Origin of the sequence: Pseudomonas sp. CROZ-RG-20F-R04-15 (genome assembly GCF_022662375.1) — a bacterium.
Lineage (GTDB): Bacteria > Pseudomonadota > Gammaproteobacteria > Pseudomonadales > Pseudomonadaceae > Aquipseudomonas.
In genome coordinates this window covers 58,671-81,230 of record NZ_JAKNQL010000023.1, presented here as the reverse complement: position 1 = coordinate 81,230, position 22,560 = coordinate 58,671, and the positions used below count along the sequence as shown (strand labels likewise).

The window sequence follows — 22,560 nt, the reverse complement described above, 5'->3', positions numbered from 1 at the left end:
ATGAAGCTTTTTCTGACCCGCCTGACCCTGGCGGTCGGCTTGGCTGCGCCGGTGTTGTTTGCCCACGCCGATGATCAGGTCAAGCGCGGCGATTATCTTGCTCGCGCGGCTGACTGCATGGCTTGCCACACCGCACCGGGTGGCGCGCCGTTTGCTGGCGGCCTGCCGATCGTCTCGCCGTTCGGCACGATCTACGGCACCAACATCACTCCGAGCAAAGAGCACGGCATCGGTCTGTACAACGATGACGAGTTCTTCGCTGCGCTGACCGAAGGCAAGCGTCGCGACGGCGCCAACCTGTATCCGGCGATGCCGTACACCTCGTATCACTTGATGCCGCGCGAAGATTCCGATGCGATTCATGCGTACCTGAAAACCATCGAGCCCATCGAGCGCGCAGCACCGGTCACCAGCCTGAGCTTTCCGTTCAACGTGCGTCCGGGCCTGATCGGCTGGAACATGATGTACGGCAAAGACCTGAAGCTGGAGCCAGCCGAAGGCAAAAGTGCAGCCTGGAAGCGCGGCCAGTACATGGTCGAAGTGCTCGGCCACTGCGGCGAATGCCACACGCCGCGCGGTCTGCCGGGTGCGATGCAGTTGGATAAACGCCTGACCGGCGGCATCCTCAATGGTTACCTGGCACCGAGCCTGCTGGCCACTGATCTGGCCGCTCGCGGCTGGAACGAGCAGGATCTGGGCACGTTCCTCAAGCACGGCATGAGCGCGCAGGGGACGATGTTCAACGAGATGTTCCCGGTGTTCCACAACAGCACCCAAGGTCTGAGCGATGCGGATCTGGCGGCGATGGCGACATTCCTGCTCGGCGACAAACCGCCAGCAGCGAAAGCGCTGGTTGAAGTGCCTGTCGAGCAACTCAGCGCCAGTGCTCAGCGCGGCCGTCAGGAATATCTGAACGTCTGCGCCGGCTGCCATGCGGTGGGTGGCGAAGGCAAGCCGCACATTGCGGTGGCCATGCGCGGCAATACTACGTTGCGTCTCGAGGATCCGCGCAACCTGCTGCGGGTAATCGAGGATGGGATCGGCGAGCAGAAGTTCTCCGGGTTCGAGCACATGCAACCGATGCCGGGTTTTGCCGACAAACTCAGTCCGGAACAGCTGACCGATCTGCTCAACTACCTGCGCCAAGGCTGGGGCGGTCAGTCCGCCGAGCTGGCAGTCAGCGAGGTGCAGAAGCTGCAAGCCGACGCACCGTCCATCGAGCACAAGGCGCACTGACATGCAGCATCTCGATCTACAAGTGGTGCGCCGCGCGCTGGAGTGGTCGGTGGCGGGGCAGCGCATCTGGCTCTGCACCGTGCTGACGACTTACGGTTCGGCACCGCGTGCGCCGGGTTCGCTGCTGGCGGTGAACGATGGCGGACAGTGGATCGGCTCGCTGTCCGGCGGCTGCGTCGAGGAAGATTTCCTTGAGCGTGTCGCCGAAGGTGCGTTTCTCGATGCAGTCAATGTCGTGCGTTACGGCGAAGGCGATGATCCGCGCTCGCGGGTCAGCCTGCCCTGTGGCGGCATTCTCGATGTGCTGGTAGAGAAATTTGACGCTGACTGTGAGGTGCAGGCGCATCTGCGTGAACTGGAGTCGGCGCTGCTGGGTCAGCGCCGCTTGATTCGCGAGGTCGATCTGGCTAGCGGTGCGCGCAGTCTGTTCGCCGATCGTGAGCAGGGTGCTCGGATCGAGCGTGAGATTGATCGGGTGCGCATTCGTATCGGCGCGGCGCAGCGTCTGTTGCTCGCTGGGTATTCCAGCGTGGCACAGGCGTGTGCCGAGTTTGCCGTCGGCCTCGGGTTTGAGGTGATTCTCTGCGATCCACGCGATGAGGTTCTGGAAGGCGTGGTCCTGGATGGCGTGGAGATTCGTCGACAACTGCCCTCGGTGTTTATTGCCGACGGCGGCTGCCACCGTGATACGGCGGTCGTGGCGTTGACGCATGACCCGCGCATCGACGATCTGGCGATGATGGAAGCGGTGCGCACTGAAGCGTTCTACATTGGCGTGATGGGTTCGCTGCAAACATCGCAGAAGCGGTTTGAGCGTTTGCGCCGGATTGGCGGTTTGGGCGAGGCTGAGTTAGCGCGGATTCATGCGCCGATTGGTCTTAATCTCGGCAGCAAGACGCCGGCGGAAATCGCGCTGGCTGTGTTGGCGGATATCTTGCGCATCCGTAGCGGAATTGCTCGGGATCAGCTCTGAAACCGTTCAGTGTTGAATAAAACGGGCCGCTGTTCAGCGGCCCTTTTTTACATCCCGAATTTGTCGCGTAAGCCGTAATACCAGGCGCCCAACGCAGCAAACGGTGTGCGCAACAGTTGTCCGCCGGGAAACGGGTAGTGCGGCAAATCGGCAAACGCATCGAAGCGCTCGGCCTGACCGCGCAGCGCTTCGGCGAGGACCTTGCCCGCCAAATGCGTGTAGGTCACGCCATGGCCGCTGCAGCCTTGCGAGTAATAGATGTTGTCGCCCAAGCGCCCGACCTGTGGCAAGCGCGACAGGGTCAGCAGGAAATTTCCGGTCCAGGCGTAGTCAATCTTCACATCCTTGAGCTGCGGGAAAGCCTTGAGCATCTTCGGGCGGATGATCGCCTCGATATTCGCCGGATCGCGCGCGCCATACACCACGCCACCGCCGAAGATCAGGCGTTTGTCGCCCGTGAGGCGATAATAGTCGAGCAAGTAATTGCAGTCTTCAACGCAGTAATCCTGTGGCAGCAAGGCTTTTGCCAGCTCATCGCCCAGCGGTTCGGTGGTGATCACTTGCGTGCCGCACGGCATCGATTTGGCCGCCAGCTCCGGCACCAGATTGCCGATGTACGCGTTACCGGCGACGATAATGAATTTGGCTCTGACCTTGCCTTGCGGTGTATGTACCACCGGATTGGCGCCGCGCTCGATGCGCACGGCAGGCGATTGTTCATGGATCGTGCCGCCGAGCGATTCGACCGCTGCTGCTTCGCCGAGCGCGAGGTTGAGCGGATGAATATGGCCGCCGCTCATGTCGAGCATGCCGCCGACGTACTGATCGCAGGCAACCACTTCGCGGATGCGGCGTTGATCGAGCAGTTCGAGTTGCGTATGGCCGAAACGCTCCCAGAGGCGTTTCTGCGATTCCAGATGGCCCATCTGCTTGGCGGTCAGGGCTGCGAATACACCGCCGTCCTTCAGATCGCACTGGATGTTGTACTTGGCCACGCGCTCGCGAATGATCCGGCCACCCTCGAACGCCATCTGCCCGAGCAGTTGCGCTTGCTTGGGGCCAACGCTGCGTTCGATGACGTCGATGTCGCGGCTATAACTGTTAACGATCTGCCCGCCATTGCGCCCGGAAGCCCCGAAACCGACCTTGGCCGCTTCCAGCACGGTGACGCGAAAACCGTTTTCCAACAGGAACAGGGCGGAGGACAGCCCGGTATACCCGGCGCCGATCACACAGACGTCCGTCTCCACATCATCCTGCAAGGCAGGGCGGGGCGGTACGGCATTGGCCGACGCAGCGTAATAAGACTCTGGGTAAGGGGTGTTCGCCATCCTGCAGCCTCTGTTTAATATATTTTACGAGTGCGTCGATCCTACCCGAGTTGAAAAACCGCCGCCAGCCACCGGAAAATCTTCGCCAACGACCCGAAATTAAATATTTTGCATATTCATAGGGTTAGGTGAAAAAAAGGTGTTGACACCCCTCCGGAATTCCGTAGAATGCCGCCTCACAGCAGGCACGTAGCTCAGTTGGTTAGAGCACCACCTTGACATGGTGGGGGTCGTTGGTTCGAGTCCAATCGCGCCTACCAAACAAAATCCGCTCTGCTGGGCGGTCTGGAAGGGCTCACCGAAAGGTGAGCCCTTTTTTGTTGTCTGCGATTTGCAAAACTTTTGCAAAACCCCCCACCTCGCAAGCAGGCATGTCCTTATATGCCTCGGATTCATCCCGAGCCTGATCACAATATCTGCGCGCCGCTGGAGTCTCAGGTATCTGAGATACTCTTCGAGAAATTCACTCAGGTTGTTTAGGCAGTTCATGTCGCGATTCGAGATTTTCAGTAATGGGCAACATATCGGGTGGTCCGATCTCGAACTTGGCGATCCGCCTATGGGGGTTGCTTGTGGTGTGTTTGTACCAAGCCCTGACTACTCCGGCTTCCAGCAGCAGATCAGAGCCTCAACTCAGCGTGACCAGAGACACCTCAACTTTGCTGTTCGCATTGTGGGAGGGGAGCAAATTCGTGCCACCGTGTCCATTGCAGACTACTCGGCTGATTGTGGGCCGGATGCAATAGAGATCACTGTTCTAGGTATCGAGTACCCCGAGTATGGTGAAATTTTTCCTGAGCACGTTGATGCTTATCGACGCCAATTTGATGTCTAGTTGCATCAGCAATTGTGGTTTACGGATTTATCGCTGCGCAGGTTATGGCGAGGGATGCTGATGCACTGTGAGTCGTGCTTCATCGTTTTGCGGTCCTTGCTGAATTGCGCACGCAGGTCTTCGTTGTGCGCCCATCATGATCGAGTTTCCGCATCGTCGGGCCGGGCAGTTAGTTGACGATTCGCCGTTCGTCGCCAGCACCCTTTAAAAAAGTGTGGATATTGAACAAGTTACGGCTGTTACTAACCAACCAGTTATCAAAAAAACGTTGTTACCGTTCGTGGAATTAAGTAACATCCGCCCCGCGTTCACCACCACGGTTTATGCATTTTTAAGTCCCAAGCTTCCATCAGCTGCTTGGGATTTTTTTTGCCTGCGATTTGGCATCCGCTGTTTCAAATTCTCCTCGCAATGCTTCATCGCGCCCGGCGATTTTGCCGCAAGCAAATCCCTGCTTTTTCGACTACTACTGACTGGCCGATTTACAACTCGTTTTGATGGGGGTGTATCGATGCTGGTTCATTGGTTACTTGCAGCTATTCATCTACTGGCTTTTGCCCTGGGCTTTTGGGCGGTTCTGACTCGAGGGACGGCATTCAGCCGCCTCGCTGTTGGCGCAGGTGAGGCCAGGCGCGTTTTGCTCGCCGATAATCTATGGGGTATTTCTGCGCTGATTCTGTTGATCACAGGTGGGATGCGTGCCTTCGGCGGCTATGAAAAAGGCACGGACTATTACCTTCATCAGCCACTCTTTCATTTGAAGATGACGCTGTTCGTGCTGATTCTGCTGATGGAGCTTGCCCCGATGATCACGTTGATAAAATGGCGAATTGCCAAAGCGCGGGGTGCAGTGCTCGATACTGGGCGGTCAAAGTTGTTCGCACGTATCAGTCACGTTGAGGCGTTGCTGTTGGTGCTGATGGTGATTGCGGCCACGGGCATGGCGCGAGGCGTGACATTCGGTTAGAAGGCGAATTCTCTGCGCTCTATCGGAAATGTCCGACAGCCAGTCACGGGGATGGCAGGTAGTATCGGGCGGCAAGGAGAGAGTGGGGGGAAGTGGAATCGGAATTGGCGTGTCAGGCGCCGTGCCCAGCAGAGTGGGGAGCGGATGGCAATACGGCGCGTGAATCTCTAGCCAGTCATTCCACAAGGTAAACGGACTGGCTACTGACTGCGATTGGTTCAGGGGGTCTGTGGCTTGTCCGGGGCGGTCAGGCCAGCCTGAATACGCTGGTAAATCTCTTCACGGTGCACGGCAACGTTTTTCGGAGCGTTGATACCAATGCGGACCTGTTGGCCGCTAACGCCCAGAATGGTGATAGTGATGTCATCACCGATGTTTATGCTTTCACCGACTTTGCGGGTGAGTATCAGCATGGTCTTCTCCTTGATTGCTTTGTAGGGCACCTGATTCAGACAGTGCAGAGGTCGGTGGTACGTATAGATTAGTGCGAAGTCTCACGGTTTGGGTGCCTCTTTCTGACGCGCAGAAGCGGCATTAATTCCCAGGGCGTAACTATACAGAGGCTGCAACCATCAATCTCGTTGTTTTGTGCCCATTTTGCGGGGCTCGCGAAGTATTTATGAATGATAAGATCGCGGCTTTGAGAATTTCGAGGAAAGCGTTGTGCGCAAATTGGTTTGGGTAGTCGCGGCACTGGTATTGGCAGGGTGTGGTGAAGGCAAGAATGTAGACGCACCAAAACCACAGTCGACAACAGTGACGGCGTCGGCGGCGGCCGCTGCACCACAGTGGGATCTCGAAGTGCGCGGCGAAACTCCACAGGCCGTCAGCGACCTGAGCGGCTGGCTGATCGAGCACGCCTTCGTGCCTACGGTAATCAAGGACAGCAGCGGCAAAACGCGGATCCTGATTGGCCCGTTCAATTCCCAGGCTGAAGCCGAAGCTCGTAAGGTACAAGTGGATGCGGCGTTGGTGAAGGCCAAAAAACAGAACATTGAATCGGTGTTGGTCGAGCATCCGCTCACGCCATAAACGATCCGGTCGGCGGAATCTCCTAAAGGCTATCAAACGCGACTCGTTACTAAAGGGTCCAGATGATTTCCAGAAGGAGTTCCCCATGGCCTCCGCCAATCCTTACAAATTATTCGATGCCATTTTGCATCGTAAAACTCAGCTGAGCCCGCACATGATGCGGATCACGCTCGCAGGCCCAGCAGTCAGCGAGATGGCTACCTGGGCGCCGGATCAGCGGGTGAAGCTGTTTTTCCCTGCAGCCAACGGTTCTCACGCGAAGCTTTCCCAGGAAGACGGTTGGTACGCTCGCTTCCGTGCGATGTTGGCAGATCGACGTCCCGCCATGCGCACCTACACCATCCGCAATCTGCGAGCGGAGCAAGGCGAAGTCGATATTGATTTTGTTCTGCACGGTGAGACCGGTCCGGCGTCGCGCTGGGCGCTGCGGTCGCAGCCGGGTGATTCGATGCAGATGCTCGCGCCTGATCGGCATTTTTCGGCGAAGGAGGCTGGCGGTTTCGAGTGGAAGCCACCACACGCGCTCAATCAAGTTTTGCTCGTTGCAGATGCGACCGCGCTGCCGGCAGCCATGGGTATTCTGGATGAGCTGGCGTTGCTCGCCGCGCCGCCGCAAGTCCAGGCATTTTTCGAAGTGGGCAGCGCTCAAGACATGCTTGCCGTTCCTGATTGGCCTGGGCTGTCGGTGCGTTGGCTGATCCGGGATCCGGCGAACGAAACCGTCGCGGGAGCGCTGATGGTGGAAGCGGTGAGGGCGGCGACTCTACCCGTTCAGGTTTCTTCGGCGGGACAAGCGATCGAATTGGCTGACGTCGACATAGAACAGGACCTTCTCTGGGAAATCGCCGAAACCGCCACTGAAGGGTTTTACGGCTGGATTGCCGGAGAGTCTGCCGCAGTGATGAGCTTGCGCAGATACCTTATCAAGGAGTGTGGCATCCCTCGTGAGTCACTCAATTTGATGGGTTACTGGCGACACAACAAAGCGGCTAATTAAGCGCAAATGAAAAGGCCTCGAACATCGTGTTCGAGGCCTTTTTGTTGGCACTGAAATCAGCCGCAGGCTTTCATGTTCACCGGGCCGACAAACTCATTGCCGCGCCCCATCACGCACGCCACGCTCTGATTGCGCTGACGTTCCCAGTCCTGAACCGGGTAAGTCTTGTCCCACGCTTCATACAATTGGCGGTCCTGTTTCGACAGGCGCAAGCCGTACTGCTTGCTCATGTAAAAGTATGTGCGGGCAATCATGCCGCGAATCGACGGGCGAGGCATGACCTTCTTCGCCTTGAAGTCGACTTGAGTCAGGCACGAGCCATATTGCCCGGATTGCACTGGCAGCCAGCCGTAGCTGAAGTTGCTCCGGTCTCCGTTGACCTCGCCAATGCTCGGCACCAGGTTGTGCAGATCGGCTTCAGCCTTTTGATAGCTTGGGTCGTATCGGGTGCAGTTTTTGCGTCCGCCTTCCTGCCAGCACTGACGCTGATGGCCGAATTGCCAGGCCGGCACAATGTGTTCCCATTCAATGCGCGATGCGCGCTTGGCATTCTTGCGTGGGACATAGCCGCAGGCTTTCAGATCAACCTTGTTGCCGGTGTATTTGCACCCGCAGTAAAACTCTGTGGACTGCGGCGCGTAAAGCTTCCAGGCAACCTTCTTGGCTTCGGTAAATGTGCGGGGTGCGCCAGCCTGCGCGCCCATGGAGATGAACAGCAACAGCAATGCAAAACAGCGGACACTCATTGAATCAATCTTCCTTCGGTACGACCCAAAAAATCTGCACGCCACCATCGTCGCGATAGGCGAGGGTGACGTTGTCGTTCTCGTCGATTTCCTCGAGCAGGCGCTCCCATTCATCCATCGGTTCATCCGGCAGACGGAAGATCAGTGCGGCTTTGGCTTTTTGGGCGGTGGGAGAATTGATGATTTTCTGAACGCGCATACCCATGCGTTCGTAAGCGTCAGGAGCATCTGGGGAGGTGGCCACGAGGTTATCCTTATTAAGCTGTACGTGCATACAGTATTTAACTGTAAGCATTTTCGCAACTGCTTAAAATTCAAGAAAATCCTCTGACAGCGCTTTTCCGATTTTGGTGTAGGCCATGTCGAATTTTTTGTGGGAAAAATGCGAGAGCGTTGTGAGCGATGCACCACCCAGCCGACAGGCGAGTGGCGCAGGGTGCCCAATCAAGAATTGATTGGGCGAAGGTCCATCAATATTCCCAGAACATCCGCTGCAGCTCTTTGCTGTCGTTGGTTTTGGTCAGTGCGACCATCGCCAGGATGCGCGCTTTTTGCGGGTTCAGGTCGTGAGCCACAACCCAATCGTACTTGTCGTCCGGCTGTTCGGCGTTACGCAGAACGAAGCCGCCAGCGTTGACGTGGGAGGAACGAATGATTTGCACGCCATCCTTGCGTAGTGCTTGCAGGGTCGGAACTACGCGAGAGGACACCGAGCCGTTGCCGGTACCTGCATGGATGATTGCCTTGGCACCGGACTGTGCGAGAGCCTTGTAGGCGGTATCGCTCACGTTGCCGTAGGAATAAGCGATTTCTACGTCAGGAAGGCTCTTGATGTTTTTGATGTCGAATTCCGAATCCATGGTGTGACGCTTGGCTGGCAAGCGGAACCAGTAGGATTTGCCTTCAACCACCATGCCCAATGGACCCCAGGCGCTTTTGAACGCTTCGGTCTTGATGTTGATCATTTTGCTGACGTCGCGACCGGACTGGATTTCATCATTCATGGTCACCAGTACGCCTTTGCCGTGCGCTTCTTTGCTGCTGGCCACGGCCACGGCGTTGTACAGGTTGAGCATGCCGTCCGCAGACATGGCGGTGCCCGGACGCATCGAGCCGACGACGATAATCGGCTTGTCGGTTTTTTCCACCAGGTTGAGGAAGTAGGCGGTTTCTTCCAGGGTGTCGGTGCCGTGGGTGATGACGATGCCATCGACGTCTTTGCTGTCAGCCAGTTCGGCCACGCGGCGACCCAGTTGCAGCAGGTTCTCGTTGGTGATGCTTTCCGAGGCAATCTGCATGACTTGTTCGCCACGCACATTCGCCAGTTTGCTCAGCTCGGGAATGCCGGCGATCAATTGCTCGACACCCACCTTTGCTGCCTGGTAGGTGGCGCTGTTGGCGGCGCTTGCGCCAGCACCGGCAATGGTGCCGCCGGTGGCAAGTACCACAACGTTAGCGAGCTTGGTCTGGGTTTCGACTTCTTTTGCCTGAAGGGCGGTGGGCAGGAGCAGGAGGAGGGCCAAAGCGCCCGGAACCAAAGTGTTGAAAGCAGATTTCATTATTTTTCTCTCTAGTAGTGAGACGGTGCTGATGCAGGTTCATCTAGATGCATCCCAAGCCGATCTGGATCCTTGGGATGCGATGAAGGGAGCAGGATCTGTACCAGCGCTACTTTGCGTTAGAAAAATGTTTAACCTGATGATTTACATCAAGATTTTATGAGTTGGCAAATGGTGGGGTGAATCGTTTATCCGGTTTTCCGAACAATGGGCGCTTTCGCGTTCGGCTCTCCGAAAGGGACTACTGCTTTTGTCGAGTATTTCGAGTGGCCGGTTTCGGCTTTTGTGCTAAAGAAACCCTCCTGTAGGCCGATGATGGTTCAAGGAAACTAGAATCTAGGGAGTTCACATGTCACTGACAGTCGGTTTATCTAATCCTGCTGCAGTCACCATCGGCGGCAAAACCGCAGCGACCATCAATGCATTGAGTGAGGCGGGAGCGGAGGCTTCCACCGAGGCGCTGGGCACTGAGAAAGAGTCCGGCAATCAGGTGCGAACCGGTGGCGCTGCGCCAGAAGACAGCAAGGCTGAAAGCGGCGATAACCTGAGCGTTACCGTCAAGATGCTGCTCAAACGCATGCAGGAATTGCAGAAGCAGCTTCAGGAGCAGCAACAGCAATTGGCAGCAGCCCAAGCCGAGACCTACCCGACGCCCGAGGCCAAGTCGCAGGCAGTCATGTCCATTCAGGGGCAGATCGTGCAAACCAGCGCCGCGATGGCAGAAGTGGCGGGTGCCTTGGTCAAGGAAATGACCAAGAGTTCCACCAGCGGTAATCTGGTCAACACCACGGTATGAGCAGCGGTAGGGTGAATCAGACGATTCGCCCTACAATAAATGACGATTTCTGATTGTTGACAAATGTCGGCGGGATTCGCATAGTTCGGTCTACGCAAACGTTTGCGAGGCTCTCCCGGCGCTATATGGCCTGGCAGATAGCCGAGTAGCTTACGCCAGCGCAAACGTTGCTCACAATAATCATAAGATCGGAGTGAACCCATGAAGCTGCCATTCGCTGGACGTCTTCTTGCTGTCGCTATGCTGGCTGCCACAGCCGCCGCACTACCTGTCTCTTCGGCATTCGCCGAGTCCGCCGAAAAACCCAAAGTCGCGTTGGTCATGAAGTCTCTGGCCAATGAATTCTTCCTGACCATGGAAGACGGCGCCAAGGCTTACCAGAAAGAACACTCCGCCGATTTCGACCTGATCTCCAACGGTATCAAGGACGAAACGGATACTGCCGGCCAGACGCGCATCGTCGAGCAGATGATCCTGGCCAAGGTCAACGCGCTGGTGATCGCGCCATCTGACTCCAAAGCCATGGTGCCGGTGATCAAGAAAGCCGTCGATGCCGGCATCACCGTGATCAACATCGATAATCAGCTCGATCCGGCCATCGTCAAAAGCAAAAACATCAGCGTGCCTTTCGTAGGTCCGGACAACCGCAAAGGTGCGCGTCTGGTCGGTGAATACCTGGCCAAGCAGCTCAAGGCCGGTGACGAAGTCGGCATCATTGAAGGCGTGTCCACCACGACCAATGCCCAGCAACGTACTGCGGGCTTCAAGGATGCGATGGACGCTGCACAGATCAAGATCGTTTCCCTGCAATCCGGTGACTGGGAAATCGACAAGGGCAACAAGGTTGCTGCTTCGATTCTCAGTGAATACCCGGACGTCAAAGCGCTGCTGGCCGGCAACGACAGCATGGCTGTAGGTGCGGTTTCCGCCGTTCGCGCTGCTGGCAAGGCCGGTCAGGTTCAAGTCGTCGGTTACGACAACATCAATGCCATCAAGCCAATGTTGAAGGACGGCCGCGTGCTGGCCACTGCAGACCAGTTCGCTGCGAAGCAAGCTGTGTTCGGCATCGAAACCGCGCTGAAAATCATCAAAGGCGAGAAAGTCGACAGCGGCGCCAATGGCGTGATCGAAACACCGGTCGAGCTGGTCACCAAGTAAGTCTTCTGGCGACACAACGGCGCTCGTCCGTCCGGGCGAGCGCATGGAGAGTTTTTATGTCTGTTTCCGCCCCGAACGCTGTCCTCTCGGTCAGCGGTATCGGTAAGACCTATGCGCAACCGGTGCTCACCGGCATCGATCTGACGTTGATGCGCGGTGAAGTGCTGGCGCTGACCGGCGAGAATGGTGCCGGCAAAAGTACGTTGTCGAAGATCATTGGCGGACTGGTCACGCCGACCACCGGCCAGATGCAATTCCAGGGCAAGGACTATCGTCCGGGCAGCCGCACCCAGGCCGAAGAGCTCGGCGTGCGTATGGTCATGCAAGAACTCAATCTGTTGCCGACACTGTCGGTCGCGGAAAACCTGTTTCTCGACAATCTGCCAAGCAATGGCGGCTGGATCAGCCGCAAGCAATTGCGTAAAGCCGCTATCGAAGCCATGGCGCAAGTCGGTCTCGACGCCATTGACCCGGATACGCTGGTCGGCGAGTTGGGTATCGGGCATCAGCAGATGGTCGAAATCGCCCGTAACCTGATCGGCGATTGCCATGTGCTGATTCTCGATGAGCCGACAGCGATGCTGACGGCGCGCGAAGTCGAAATGTTGTTCGAGCAGATCACCCGGTTGCAGGCGCGCGGCGTCTCGATCATCTACATTTCCCACCGCCTCGAAGAGCTTGCCCGAGTGGCGCAGCGCATCGCCGTGCTGCGTGACGGCAATCTGGTCTGTGTCGAGCCGATGGCCAATTACAACAGCGAGCAACTGGTAACGCTGATGGTCGGTCGCGAGTTGGGTGAGCATATCGACATGGGCCCGCGCAAGATTGGTGCCCCGGCGCTGACGATCAAAGGTCTGACGCGCTCCGACAAAGTGCGCGATGTCTCGTTTGAAGTCCGTGCCGGCGAGATCTTCGGGATTTCCGGACTGATCGGGGCAGGGCGCACGGAATTACTGCGTTTGATATTCGGTGCGGACACCGCTGACAGCGGCAGCATTGCACTCGGCTCGCCAGCCAAAGTGGTCAATGTGCGCTCGCCCGTTGATGCGGTACGCAATGGCATCGCACTGATCACTGAAGACCGCAAAGGTGAAGGCCTGCTGCTCAGTCAGTCGATCAGTGCCAACATCGCGCTCGGCAACATGCCGGAAATTTCCAGTGGCGGTGTCGTCAACAACGGCGACGAGATCGCTTTGGCACAACGTCAGATCGACGCCATGCGCATCCGCAGTTCAAGTCCGACACAGCTGGTTTCGGAGTTATCCGGTGGCAATCAGCAGAAGGTCGTGATCGGCCGCTGGCTGGAGCGTGACTGTTCGGTGCTGCTGTTCGATGAGCCGACCCGAGGCATCGACGTCGGTGCCAAGTTCGACATTTATGCCTTGCTCGGCGAGCTGACGCGCCAGGGCAAAGCGCTGGTGGTGGTGTCCAGTGACCTGCGCGAACTGATGCTGATTTGCGACCGGATCGGCGTGTTGTCGGCTGGGCGGCTGATCGACACCTTCGAGCGCGACAGCTGGACCCAGGATGACTTGCTTGCCGCCGCGTTCGCCGGCTACCAAAAACGTGATGCGTTGCTCAACGAAGCGGCGCCTAGGGATCTCCCATGAAAACTGCATCTCCTGCCGGCAAACGTGGTGGCAACTTCTATGGCCTGGGCACTTACCTGGGTCTGGCCGGTGCATTGCTGGCGATGATTGCGCTGTTCTCGGTCTTGAGCAGCCACTTTCTGTCGTATAACACCTTCAGTACTTTGGCCAACCAGATTCCTGATCTGATGGTCTTGGCGGTCGGCATGACCTTTGTGCTGATCATCGGTGGCATCGATCTGTCCGTTGGATCGGTGCTGGCATTGGCGGCCTCTACGGTCAGCGTCGCCATTCTCGGTTGGGGCTGGGGCGTATTGCCGTCGGCATTGCTCGGTATGGCTGTGGCGGCAATGGCCGGTACGGTCACCGGGTCGATCACCGTGGCCTGGCGGATTCCATCGTTCATCGTCTCTCTCGGTGTGCTGGAAATGGCCCGAGGTCTGGCGTATCAGATGACCGGATCGCGCACCGCATACATCGGAGACTCGTTCGCCTGGTTGTCGAATCCGGTCGCATTCGGTATCTCGCCGTCGTTCATTATTGCGTTGCTGGTGATTATCATCGCCCAGGCTGTGTTGACCCGGACCGTGTTCGGTCGCTACCTGATCGGCATCGGCACCAATGAAGAAGCGGTGCGACTCGCAGGGATCAATCCAAAACCTTACAAGATTCTGGTTTTCAGCCTGATGGGCCTGCTGGCCGGTATCGCCGCGCTGTTTCAGATTTCCCGTCTGGAAGCCGCTGACCCGAATGCCGGTTCTGGTCTTGAGTTGCAGGTGATCGCCGCTGTGGTGATCGGCGGCACCAGCCTGATGGGCGGGCGCGGCTCGGTGATCAGCACGTTCTTCGGCGTGTTGATCATCTCCGTGCTGGCGGCGGGTCTGGCGCAGATCGGGGCGACCGAACCGACCAAACGAATCATCACTGGCGCCGTCATCGTGATCGCGGTGGTACTCGATACTTATCGCAGTCAGCGCGCCAGTCGCCGGGGCTAAGAAATGGCAACGATCAAGGACGTGGCAGCCCTCGCGGGAATTTCCTACACGACGGTGTCGCATGTGGTGAACAACACCCGGCCGGTCAGTCAGGAAGTGCGGCTGAAAGTCGAGGCGGCGATCAAGAGCCTCGACTATGTGCCAAGTGCAGTGGCGCGCTCGTTAAAGGCCAAGACCACTGCGACCATCGGCTTGCTGGTGCCAAACAGTCTCAACCCGTACTTCGCGGAGTTGGCGCGGGGCATCGAGGATTACTGCGAGCGCAACGGCTACTGCGTGATCCTCTGCAACTCCGATGACAATCCTGACAAGCAGCGCAGCTATTTACGCGTTCTGCTGGAGAAGCGCATCGACGGTTTGATCGTCGCCTCCGCTGGCGGTGACAGCGGTCTCGCGCAGGGGCTGGCCGGGGTGAAAACGCCGATGGTCATCGTCGACCGTGGACTCGACGGTGTCGATGCCGATCTGGTGCGCATCGACCACGAATACGGTGCATACCTGGCGACCCGTCATCTGCTGGAGTTGGGTCATCGCGACATTGCCACCATTGGCGGTCCGGCCACTACCAGTGTGGCGCAGATGCGTCAGGCCGGTTATTGCCGGGCGCTGAAAGAGGCGGGCATCGACGTCCGCCAGGAGCGCATGCTGGAAAGCGACTTCACCAGTACGGGTGGATACAACGCGGCGGCGATTCTCCTTGAGAGCAATCCGCCGAGTGCGATTTTTGCCGGTAACGACATGATCGGCATCGGCGTGCTGCGTGCGGCGGCGGAGCGCAATGTGCGCGTGCCGAGCGAGCTGTCGGTGATCGGTTTTGACGATATCCAGATGAGCCGTTACGTGTATCCGGCACTCACTACGGTGGGGCAATCGATCCTGCAACTGGGTGAGATGGCGGCCGAAGTGCTGCTGCGAAGAATTGCTACGCCGAATCTGGGCACTGATCAGCGGATCGTGACCCCGAGTATTGTCTTGCGCGAATCGACCGCACCGTTGTCCGGTGTGTTCACCGAATACCGCTGAAACCGAATTGACGAGTAATGATGTATGCCAGCAAATGTAGTGGTAATAGGCAGCCTGAACATGGATCTGGTGACCCGGGCGCCACGGCTGCCCGCAGGCGGTGAAACGCTGATCGGTCATTCGTTTGCCACGGTTTCCGGTGGCAAGGGCGCCAATCAGGCAGTGGCCGCAGCGCGTTTGGGCGCGCAGGTGGCGATGGTCGGTTGCGTTGGCAATGACGACTACGGCGTGCAATTGCGTGACGCTTTGCTGGCTGAGCAGATCGATTGTCAGGCCGTGAGCACCGTCGAGGATTCCAGCGGTGTGGCGTTGATTGTGGTCGATGACAACAGTCAGAACGCAATTGTCATTGTCGCCGGTGCCAACGGTGCCATGACACCCGCAGTGATCGATCGGTTCGATGCGGTGCTGAAAGGCGCCGACGTGATCATCTGCCAGCTGGAAATTCCTGATGCGACGGTGGGGCATGCGCTCAAGCGTGCGCGCGCGCTGGGTAAAATTGTCATCCTCAATCCGGCGCCGGCCAGTCGTCCGTTGCCGGCAGACTGGTTTGCCGCGATCGACTACCTGATTCCCAACGAGAGCGAAGCGAGCGCATTGAGCGGATTGCCGGTGGATTCGCTGGCAACCGCAGAAGTTGCTGCCAACCAGCTGATCGCCATGGGGGCGGGCAAAGTCATCATTACTCTGGGGGCTCAAGGCTCGCTGTTCGCCAATGGCAAAGGCTTCGAGCATTTCCCGGCGCCGAAAGTGAAGGCTGTCGACACCACTGCGGCGGGGGACACCTTCGTCGGTGGTTTTGCCGCTGCGCTGGCCAATGGCAAGTCCGAGGCAGAAGCGATCCGCTACGGGCAGATCGCCGCCGCGCTGTCGGTAACCCGTGCCGGTGCGCAACCGTCCATTCCAACTCTATCCGACGTGCAGGCTTTTAAACACGTATGAAAAAGACTCCTCTGCTCAACGTCGCCTTGTCGCGGCTGATCGCGTCCCTGGGCCATGGCGACATGGTTGTCATTGGTGATGCTGGACTGCCGGTGCCGCCAGGGGTCGAACTGATCGATCTGGCGCTCACTCACGGCGTGCCGGATTTCATCAGCACCCTGAAAGTCGTGCTCAGCGAGATGCAGGTAGAAAGCCATGCACTGGCCAAAGAAATCTTCGACAAGCAACCGGCCGCGCTGAATACGCTGGACGAGTTGAATGAAGAGGGCGCTCTGGGCCGTCGCGATCTGCTCGGTCACGAGCAATTCAAGGTTCTCAGCCGACAGGCTCGAGCGATTGTTCGGACCGGTGAATGCCAGCCGTACTGCAATATCGTCCTCGTCGCTGGGGTTACGTTCTGATTTTCGATTCCACATGCACAAGGAATGCGCCATGCAACGCTATGCTCAGAAACTGCATCAACTCATCCGGGGTTTATTGCTTTTGTCCGTAATCACTGCGACCGGCGCTCAAGCGGCGGAAAAAATCGACCTGATCATCGATACCGATCCAGGAGCCGACGATGTGGTCGCCCTGTTGTTCGCGCTGGCCTCGCCGGATGAACTGAACATTCGCGCGCTGACCACCGTGGCCGGCAACGTGCGCCTCGACAAGACTTCGCGTAACGCGCGCCTGGCTCGCGAGTGGGCAGGGCGCGAAGACGTACCGGTTTATGCGGGTGCGCCAAAGCCGCTGATGCGCACGCCGATCTACGCCGAGAACATCCATGGCAAGGAAGGCCTGTCGGGTGTCACCGTACATGAGCCGAAAAAAGGTCTGGCTGAGGGCAATGCGGTCAACTATCTGATCGACACCCTGAAAAAAGCCAAGCCGCACAGCATCACTATCGCCATGCTCGGTCCACAGACCAACCTGGCACTGGCGCTGATCCAGGAACCTGAAATTGTTCAGGGCATCAAGGAAGTGGTGATCATGGGTGGTGCGCACTTCAACGGCGGCAATATCACCCCTGTGGCCGAATTCAACCTGTTTGCAGATCCGCAAGCGGCTGAAGTTGTGCTGAAAAGCGGCGTGAAGCTGACTTATCTGCCGCTGGACGTGACCCACAAGATCCTCACCAGTGATGCGCGCCTGAAGCAGATCGCTGCGCTGAACAACAATGCGAGCAAGATTGTCGGTGACATTCTCAACGAGTACATCAAAGGCGACATGGAGCACTACGGTATTCCGGGTGGCCCGGTGCATGACGCTACCGTTGTGGCCTATTTGCTCAAGCCGGAGCTGTTCACCGGTCGTTCGGTGAATGTCGTGGTGGATAGCCGTGAAGGGCCGACTTTCGGTCAGACCATTGTCGATTGGTACGACGGCCTGAAGGCGCCGAAAAACGCCTTCTGGGTGGAAAACGGCGACGCGCAGGGCTTCTTTGACTTGCTGACCGAGCGCCTGAAGCGCCTGAAGTAAATCATTCGCCCGCAGGTGCCAGCCTGCGGGTTTTTACACTCTCTCAGTGGGTTCGTCCTGTTCGGTCGGGTAGCGCTCGAAAATCTGCTGGATAAATTGCTTGGCTGCTTCCGTGCCGAGTTCCTTGACCAATAGATCGATACCAATCAGCGCCAGTTCTTCTGTGGTTCCCGGGCTGTAGGAGCTGTGGCCGTCTGCCCATTTGGCTTTGATGTCGGCGTCGATGCTGATGGTGGTCATGGGAGCGCTCGAAAAGTCGGAAAGTCTGAGATTCGAGTTAACCATTTTGTCGGGCGTTTGGCACTGCGACTTAGGCATGAACGGATCGCTATGCGACACTTGGTCTTTTAAAGCTTTCCAAGGATCGTCTTGTGCAGATCGATTTGAACACCCCTGACGGCCTCACACTCGAAGCCGTGCGTCAATTGCTCGCGTCGGCCAGTGATGATGAGCACACGCAGGTGCGCGTGACCAAGGGCGGTATCGCTTATATTTCTTCGGGCATCACCGGAGGGCAGGATATCGATGATCTGTTGTTTCGCCTGGAAACCTGGGCCAAGGGGTCGGGGTACGTCGGCAATGTCGCGGCCAGCGACGAGGTGTGGGTGATGCAGATTTTCAATGCACTGAAGGACAACTGGCCGAATCCGCCGTATGACTACATCGACGTTTATTGAGCGCCGTTAATATTCAGTCACGATTGATTGATGAGGCGGCACGTGCCGCTCAGGCAAACTCGGCGTTTTTCCGGTCGTGGGGCAGGGTGATGGCCTTGGCTGTGAAACCAAATGCCGGAACGGCGGTCGCACGATCTCAGCTTAACCATTTTGAAAACAAGGAGGCTTCATGCCTTTGAAGTTCGCGACACTGGGTGCACTTATGGCCGCTGTGATGTTGGCCGGTTGCAGCACGACCTCCAGCGAGTCGGCAAAGGAATCTGTGGCAACCGAAGCCGGTCATAGCCGCTGTGAAGCATCGGCGGCGGAGTTCGCCATCGGCAAGAAAGCTTCGCCAGAGTTGCTGGAGCAGGCGCGTGCCAAGGCTGGTGCGCAAAATGCCCGCTTCCTCAAGCCGAACGACATGATCACGCTCGAGTACCGCTCCGATCGCCTGAATCTGAACACTGACAACAACCTGGTGATCACACGCGTCAACTGCGGCTGATTAGCCAAGGCTTTTGTTGCAGGCATAAAAAACCCCGTCACATGGACGGGGTTTTTTTAGTGCGCCGAGAAATTACTCTGGGCGAACCTGTGCAGCTTGCATACCCTTTTGGCCTTTCTCAGCCACGAAGGAAACGGTCTGGCCTTCTTTCAGGCTTTTGAAACCGTCGCTTTCGATAGCTTTGAAGTGTACGAACAGGTCGTCACCGCCACCTTGAGGAGTGATGAAGCCGAAGCCTTTTTCATCGTTGAACCACTTAACGGTGCCGGTTTGGCGATTAGACATGGTGTATCTCCAAGAAACATATATTTTTCAGTACTGTGCTGCTCAGGCCAACTGGGCACACCCGGGTATCATAGTCGAAATGTTCGCTTTGGGAGCCCCCCGGACGTGCTGTTTGCCAATCAGTCGTGTTTTCTTTACTGCCTTTTTTCGCTGAAAGCCCCGGTTTAAAAGGCTTTGCGCGCAACGTAAAGACAATAAAAAAACCTGTAAAACCTGCATAAATCCTCTGAAAAGGCTCAAATTCAGCCCTTTTTTCGGGCGCTGAGCCGAGTCAGAACGGTTTTTTTATCACTTTTTGGCCGGTACATTTGCCTTGCATTTGGCAATCTGGCCCAGCGCTTTCTGCTGCAGTTCAGGTGTGGCCTTGTTGTCCATCAGCGCCTGAATGTCAGCGGCAGGATAAGACTTGATGGCATCTGCGCCACAAGCGCAGTGCGATTTGGCCGCCGCAGCGCCAATTTGCGGAGTCGCCGCCTGCGTGCACTGCGCCATGTACTTCTCGCGCTCGCCCTTCGGCCAATCGGCGTGGGCGCTCAGCGGCAGCAGCATAACGATGGGGGCGACTACGGCGAACAGGGTATTCAGACGCATGCGAGGATGCTCCTTGTGGGTCAATGTCTTGTTATCTGAGGGCTGAAGGGGCCATCAAGTTCAGCACTCTGGCATAAAAACAGACGATTTGCCTTCTGATCAAACAGAGGCGTAGGTGACCGCTCATCTGTGCTAGGATGCCGGGCTCAAGCGTTCTCAAGCTCCGGATGACCTTCAGTCCCGGCAGCGGTCAGCGTGCGAATATTTCGATTTGAATCCCAGTCACTCTGGTTCGGTTTTCCGGTTGGCCGCAAGGCTCCTGCCGCTGTAAGGCAGGCGTTCGTCATTGAATGGCCTGGATCGGATCTTGTACTGGCTCATCCCAACCCACGTGACCTTTGGTAGGGGTCACCACTAGGAGAGGAGGCGCCATGCCAACTATTACTCTTCCCGACGGCAGTCAACGTTCATTCGATCACCCGGTTTCCGTAGCCGAGGTCGCCGCATCCATTGGTGCGGGTCTGGCCAAAGCCACCCTGGCCGGCAAGGTCAATGGGCAACTGGTCGACGCCAGCGACATCATCAGCAGCGACGCGACCCTGCAAATCATCACGCCCAAGGATGAAGAGGGGCTGGAGATCATTCGCCACTCTTGCGCTCACCTGGTGGGCCATGCGGTCAAGCAGCTGTACCCGACTGCGAAAATGGTCATCGGCCCGGTCATCGACGAAGGCTTCTATTACGACATCGCCTTCGAACGTCCTTTTACTCCGGACGACATGGCCGCTATCGAACAGCGCATGCAGCAGCTGATCGAAAAAGATTACGACGTCATCAAGAAAGTCACTCCGCGCGCCGAAGTGATCGAAGTGTTCAAGGCCCGTGGCGAAGACTACAAGCTGCGCCTGGTCGAGGACATGCCGAACGAACAGGCCATGGGCCTGTACTACCACGAAGAATACGTTGACATGTGCCGCGGCCCGCACGTGCCGAATACACGCTTCCTGAAATCCTTCAAGCTGACCAAACTGTCGGGCGCCTACTGGCGTGGCGACGCCAAGAACGAGCAATTGCAGCGCGTTTATGGCACCGCTTGGGCAGACAAGAAGCAGCTGGCGGCTTACATCCAGCGCATCGAAGAAGCGGAAAAGCGCGATCACCGCAAGATCGGCAAGCGTCTGGGCCTGTTCCACACCCAGGAAGAATCCCCGGGTATGGTGTTCTGGCACCCGAACGGCTGGACTCTGTACCAGGTACTCGAGCAGTACATGCGCAAGATCCAGCGCGACAACGGCTACCTTGAGATCAAAACCCCTCAAGTCGTTGACCGTAGCCTGTGGGAGAAATCCGGGCACTGGGCCAACTACGCCGACAACATGTTCACCACTCAGTCGGAAAACCGCGACTACGCGATCAAGCCGATGAACTGCCCGTGCCACGTGCAGGTGTTCAACCAGGGCCTGAAGAGCTACCGCGAGCTGCCGATGCGTCTGGCCGAATTCGGTGCCTGCCACCGTAACGAGCCGTCGGGTGCGCTGCACGGCATCATGCGCGTACGTGCGTTCACTCAGGACGACGCCCACATCTTCTGCACAGAAGAGCAGATGCAGGCCGAATCCGCCGCGTTCATCAAGCTGACCATGGACGTTTATCGTGACTTCGGCTTCACCGATGTCGAGATGAAACTGTCCACTCGTCCGGAAAAGCGCGTCGGTTCCGACGAACTGTGGGATCGCGCTGAGGCCGCATTGGCTGCAGCCCTTGATTCTGCGGGCCTGCCGTACGATCTGCAGCCGGGTGAGGGTGCGTTCTACGGTCCGAAGATCGAGTTCTCGCTGAAAGACTGCCTTGGTCGGGTCTGGCAATGTGGTACTCTGCAGCTCGATTTTAACCTGCCTGTCCGTTTGGGCGCTGAATACGTCTCTGAAGACAACAGCCGCAAACACCCGGTGATGTTGCACCGTGCGATCCTCGGTTCCTTCGAGCGATTCGTCGGGATTCTGATCGAGCACTACGAAGGTGCGTTCCCTGCATGGCTCGCGCCAACGCAGGCGGTGATCATGAATATCACTGATAAACAGGCAGATTTTGTTGCAGAAGTTGAAAAAACTCTCAACGAAAGCGGATTTCGTGCCAAGTCCGACTTGAGAAATGAAAAGATCGGCTTTAAAATCCGCGAGCATACTTTGCTCAAGGTTCCCTATCTCTTGGTAATCGGAGATAAGGAAGTCGAGATGCAGACTGTCGCTGTGCGTACTCGTGAAGGTGCTGACCTGGGCTCGATGCCCGTCGCCCAGTTCGCTGAGTTTCTCGCGCAAGCGGTTTCCCGGCGTGGTCGCCCAGATTCGGAGTAATTATTATTAAGCGTGAAATGAGACAAGATAAACGAGCTGCACCGAAAGCCCCGATCAACGAGAATATCTCGGCACGCGAGGTTCGGTTAATTGGGGCTGAAGGTGAACAGCTTGGGATTGTGTCAATTGAAGACGCGCTTCTTAAGGCTGAAGAGGCCAAACTGGATTTGGTGGAAATTTCCGCCGATGCAGTACCCCCTGTTTGCAAACTGATGGACTACGGCAAATCGATCTTCGAGAAGAAGAAACAGGTTGCCGCAGCCAAGAAAAACCAGAAGCAGATTCAGGTTAAAGAAATCAAATTTCGTCCAGGGACGGAGGAAGGGGATTACCAGGTAAAACTGCGCAACCTGGTACGTTTCCTGAGTGATGGGGACAGGGCCAAGGTATCCTTGCGATTCCGCGGCCGTGAGATGGCCCACCAGGAGCTGGGGATGGAACTCCTCAAGCGGGTTGAAGCTGACCTGCTCGAGTACGGTTCGGTCGAACAGCATCCTAAGATGGAAGGACGCCAGCTGATCATGGTCATCGCCCCGAAAAAGAAGAAGTAATCAACAGGGCACGGCAGGCCTTCTGATTATGTTTA

The 22,560-nt window shown here is 57.2% G+C and carries 27 protein-coding genes and 1 tRNA gene; 20 read left to right on the top strand and 8 right to left on the bottom strand.

Annotation, left to right across the window (positions count from 1 at the left end):
• Both L8H52_RS24930 and L8H52_RS24925 read left to right on the top strand, forming a co-directional pair.
• Complete coding sequence (locus L8H52_RS24930) at nucleotides 1-1,236, top strand: cytochrome c (RefSeq protein ID WP_242209075.1); 1,236 nt, start codon at nucleotides 1-3, stop codon at nucleotides 1,234-1,236.
• A 1-nt stretch (nucleotide 1,237) separates the two neighbouring features.
• Nucleotides 1,238-2,209 carry an XdhC family protein gene (locus L8H52_RS24925; protein ID WP_242209077.1) on the top strand — a complete coding sequence of 324 codons (972 nt, stop codon included), beginning with the start codon at nucleotides 1,238-1,240 and terminating at the stop codon, nucleotides 2,207-2,209.
• Between the two features lie 47 nt (nucleotides 2,210-2,256).
• Here L8H52_RS24925 and L8H52_RS24920 read toward each other — a convergent pair whose 3' ends face one another.
• The gene (locus L8H52_RS24920) at nucleotides 2,257-3,540 is read right to left on the bottom strand and encodes an FAD-binding oxidoreductase (protein WP_242209078.1); all 1,284 of its coding nucleotides are present in this window, start codon (nucleotides 3,538-3,540) and stop codon (nucleotides 2,257-2,259) included.
• A gap of 183 nt (nucleotides 3,541-3,723) precedes the next feature.
• Here L8H52_RS24920 and L8H52_RS24915 point away from each other — a divergent pair.
• The 3 genes from L8H52_RS24915 (at nucleotide 3,724) to L8H52_RS24905 (ending at nucleotide 5,342) form a co-directional block, all read left to right on the top strand.
• Nucleotides 3,724-3,800, top strand: a tRNA-Val gene (locus L8H52_RS24915).
• Between the two features lie 227 nt (nucleotides 3,801-4,027).
• Nucleotides 4,028-4,375: a hypothetical protein gene (locus L8H52_RS24910; RefSeq protein ID WP_242209080.1), complete on the top strand. Its 348-nt coding sequence runs from the start codon at nucleotides 4,028-4,030 to the stop codon at nucleotides 4,373-4,375.
• A gap of 511 nt (nucleotides 4,376-4,886) precedes the next feature.
• Entirely contained in the window at nucleotides 4,887-5,342 is a 456-nt protein-coding gene (locus L8H52_RS24905) for a DUF2214 family protein (RefSeq protein ID WP_242209203.1), read from the top strand.
• A gap of 218 nt (nucleotides 5,343-5,560) precedes the next feature.
• Here L8H52_RS24905 and csrA read toward each other — a convergent pair whose 3' ends face one another.
• Nucleotides 5,561-5,755, bottom strand: coding sequence for a carbon storage regulator CsrA (gene csrA, locus L8H52_RS24900; protein WP_003179932.1), 195 nt, complete (start codon nucleotides 5,753-5,755; stop codon nucleotides 5,561-5,563).
• Nucleotides 5,756-6,005: 250 nt separating this feature from the next.
• Between csrA and L8H52_RS24895 the strand changes: the two genes are divergently transcribed.
• Together L8H52_RS24895 and L8H52_RS24890 are read left to right on the top strand one after the other, a co-directional pair.
• Nucleotides 6,006-6,374 (top strand): SPOR domain-containing protein, encoded by a 369-nt coding sequence (locus L8H52_RS24895; RefSeq protein WP_242209081.1) that lies wholly within the window; start codon nucleotides 6,006-6,008, stop codon nucleotides 6,372-6,374.
• A gap of 85 nt (nucleotides 6,375-6,459) precedes the next feature.
• A complete protein-coding gene (locus L8H52_RS24890) occupies nucleotides 6,460-7,371 on the top strand; it encodes a siderophore-interacting protein (protein ID WP_242209087.1) in 912 nt (303 codons plus the stop codon).
• Nucleotides 7,372-7,427: 56 nt separating this feature from the next.
• Here the strand turns inward: L8H52_RS24890 and L8H52_RS24885 are convergent, their stop codons facing one another.
• From L8H52_RS24885 to L8H52_RS24875, 3 genes are all read right to left on the bottom strand, one after another.
• Entirely contained in the window at nucleotides 7,428-8,117 is a 690-nt protein-coding gene (locus L8H52_RS24885; RefSeq protein WP_242209088.1) for an endonuclease I family protein, read from the bottom strand.
• 4 nt (nucleotides 8,118-8,121) lie between these two features.
• Nucleotides 8,122-8,412, bottom strand: coding sequence for a DUF1654 domain-containing protein (locus L8H52_RS24880; RefSeq protein ID WP_034152753.1), 291 nt, complete (start codon nucleotides 8,410-8,412; stop codon nucleotides 8,122-8,124).
• A 175-nt stretch (nucleotides 8,413-8,587) separates the two neighbouring features.
• Nucleotides 8,588-9,676, bottom strand: coding sequence for an asparaginase (locus L8H52_RS24875; RefSeq protein ID WP_093432129.1), 1,089 nt, complete (start codon nucleotides 9,674-9,676; stop codon nucleotides 8,588-8,590).
• Between L8H52_RS24875 and L8H52_RS24870 the strand changes: the two genes are divergently transcribed.
• The 9 genes from L8H52_RS24870 (at nucleotide 9,660) to L8H52_RS24830 (ending at nucleotide 17,640) form a co-directional block, all read left to right on the top strand.
• Entirely contained in the window at nucleotides 9,660-9,839 is a 180-nt protein-coding gene (locus tag L8H52_RS24870; RefSeq protein WP_242209089.1) for a hypothetical protein, read from the top strand. The genes L8H52_RS24875 and L8H52_RS24870 overlap by 17 nt on opposite strands.
• A 186-nt stretch (nucleotides 9,840-10,025) precedes the next feature.
• The gene (locus tag L8H52_RS24865; protein WP_242209091.1) at nucleotides 10,026-10,472 is read left to right on the top strand and encodes a hypothetical protein; all 447 of its coding nucleotides are present in this window, start codon (nucleotides 10,026-10,028) and stop codon (nucleotides 10,470-10,472) included.
• A 201-nt stretch (nucleotides 10,473-10,673) separates the two neighbouring features.
• Entirely contained in the window at nucleotides 10,674-11,630 is a 957-nt protein-coding gene (locus L8H52_RS24860) for a sugar ABC transporter substrate-binding protein (protein ID WP_016984936.1), read from the top strand.
• A 56-nt stretch (nucleotides 11,631-11,686) separates the two neighbouring features.
• On the top strand, nucleotides 11,687-13,240 hold the full coding sequence (locus L8H52_RS24855; protein WP_242209092.1) for a sugar ABC transporter ATP-binding protein: 1,554 nt from the start codon (nucleotides 11,687-11,689) through the stop codon (nucleotides 13,238-13,240).
• On the top strand, nucleotides 13,237-14,214 hold the full coding sequence (locus L8H52_RS24850; RefSeq protein WP_242209093.1) for an ABC transporter permease: 978 nt from the start codon (nucleotides 13,237-13,239) through the stop codon (nucleotides 14,212-14,214). Before L8H52_RS24855 ends, L8H52_RS24850 begins: the two co-directional genes overlap by 4 nt.
• A gap of 3 nt (nucleotides 14,215-14,217) precedes the next feature.
• Nucleotides 14,218-15,237, top strand: a complete 1,020-nt coding sequence (locus tag L8H52_RS24845) for a LacI family DNA-binding transcriptional regulator (protein WP_242209094.1) — start codon at nucleotides 14,218-14,220, stop codon at nucleotides 15,235-15,237.
• Between the two features lie 24 nt (nucleotides 15,238-15,261).
• Nucleotides 15,262-16,179: a ribokinase gene (rbsK, locus tag L8H52_RS24840; protein ID WP_242209108.1), complete on the top strand. Its 918-nt coding sequence runs from the start codon at nucleotides 15,262-15,264 to the stop codon at nucleotides 16,177-16,179.
• Nucleotides 16,176-16,580, top strand: a complete 405-nt coding sequence (gene rbsD, locus L8H52_RS24835; RefSeq protein WP_242209126.1) for a D-ribose pyranase — start codon at nucleotides 16,176-16,178, stop codon at nucleotides 16,578-16,580. The genes rbsK and rbsD overlap by 4 nt, the downstream gene beginning before the upstream one ends.
• 31 nt (nucleotides 16,581-16,611) lie before the next feature.
• The gene (locus L8H52_RS24830) at nucleotides 16,612-17,640 is read left to right on the top strand and encodes a nucleoside hydrolase (protein WP_016984942.1); all 1,029 of its coding nucleotides are present in this window, start codon (nucleotides 16,612-16,614) and stop codon (nucleotides 17,638-17,640) included.
• 33 nt (nucleotides 17,641-17,673) lie between these two features.
• Here the strand turns inward: L8H52_RS24830 and L8H52_RS24825 are convergent, their stop codons facing one another.
• The gene (locus L8H52_RS24825) at nucleotides 17,674-17,880 is read right to left on the bottom strand and encodes a hypothetical protein (protein ID WP_242209127.1); all 207 of its coding nucleotides are present in this window, start codon (nucleotides 17,878-17,880) and stop codon (nucleotides 17,674-17,676) included.
• Between the two features lie 131 nt (nucleotides 17,881-18,011).
• Between L8H52_RS24825 and L8H52_RS24820 the strand changes: the two genes are divergently transcribed.
• Both L8H52_RS24820 and L8H52_RS24815 read left to right on the top strand, forming a co-directional pair.
• The gene (locus L8H52_RS24820) at nucleotides 18,012-18,317 is read left to right on the top strand and encodes a hypothetical protein (protein WP_242209128.1); all 306 of its coding nucleotides are present in this window, start codon (nucleotides 18,012-18,014) and stop codon (nucleotides 18,315-18,317) included.
• Nucleotides 18,318-18,486: 169 nt separating this feature from the next.
• Entirely contained in the window at nucleotides 18,487-18,804 is a 318-nt protein-coding gene (locus L8H52_RS24815; RefSeq protein ID WP_242209129.1) for an I78 family peptidase inhibitor, read from the top strand.
• 72 nt (nucleotides 18,805-18,876) lie between these two features.
• Here the strand turns inward: L8H52_RS24815 and L8H52_RS24810 are convergent, their stop codons facing one another.
• The gene (locus L8H52_RS24810) at nucleotides 18,877-19,089 is read right to left on the bottom strand and encodes a cold-shock protein (protein ID WP_003179963.1); all 213 of its coding nucleotides are present in this window, start codon (nucleotides 19,087-19,089) and stop codon (nucleotides 18,877-18,879) included.
• Nucleotides 19,090-19,377: 288 nt separating this feature from the next.
• Nucleotides 19,378-19,680 carry a hypothetical protein gene (locus tag L8H52_RS24805; protein ID WP_242209130.1) on the bottom strand — a complete coding sequence of 101 codons (303 nt, stop codon included), beginning with the start codon at nucleotides 19,678-19,680 and terminating at the stop codon, nucleotides 19,378-19,380.
• 371 nt (nucleotides 19,681-20,051) lie between these two features.
• On the opposite strand from L8H52_RS24805, the gene thrS reads away from it, so the two are divergent.
• Nucleotides 20,052-21,974: a threonine--tRNA ligase gene (gene thrS / locus L8H52_RS24800; RefSeq protein WP_007913488.1), complete on the top strand. Its 1,923-nt coding sequence runs from the start codon at nucleotides 20,052-20,054 to the stop codon at nucleotides 21,972-21,974.
• A complete protein-coding gene (infC, locus tag L8H52_RS24795; protein ID WP_170947229.1) occupies nucleotides 21,974-22,525 on the top strand; it encodes a translation initiation factor IF-3 in 552 nt (183 codons plus the stop codon). The genes thrS and infC overlap by 1 nt, the downstream gene beginning before the upstream one ends.
• The last annotated feature ends 35 nt before the right edge of the window (nucleotides 22,526-22,560 follow it).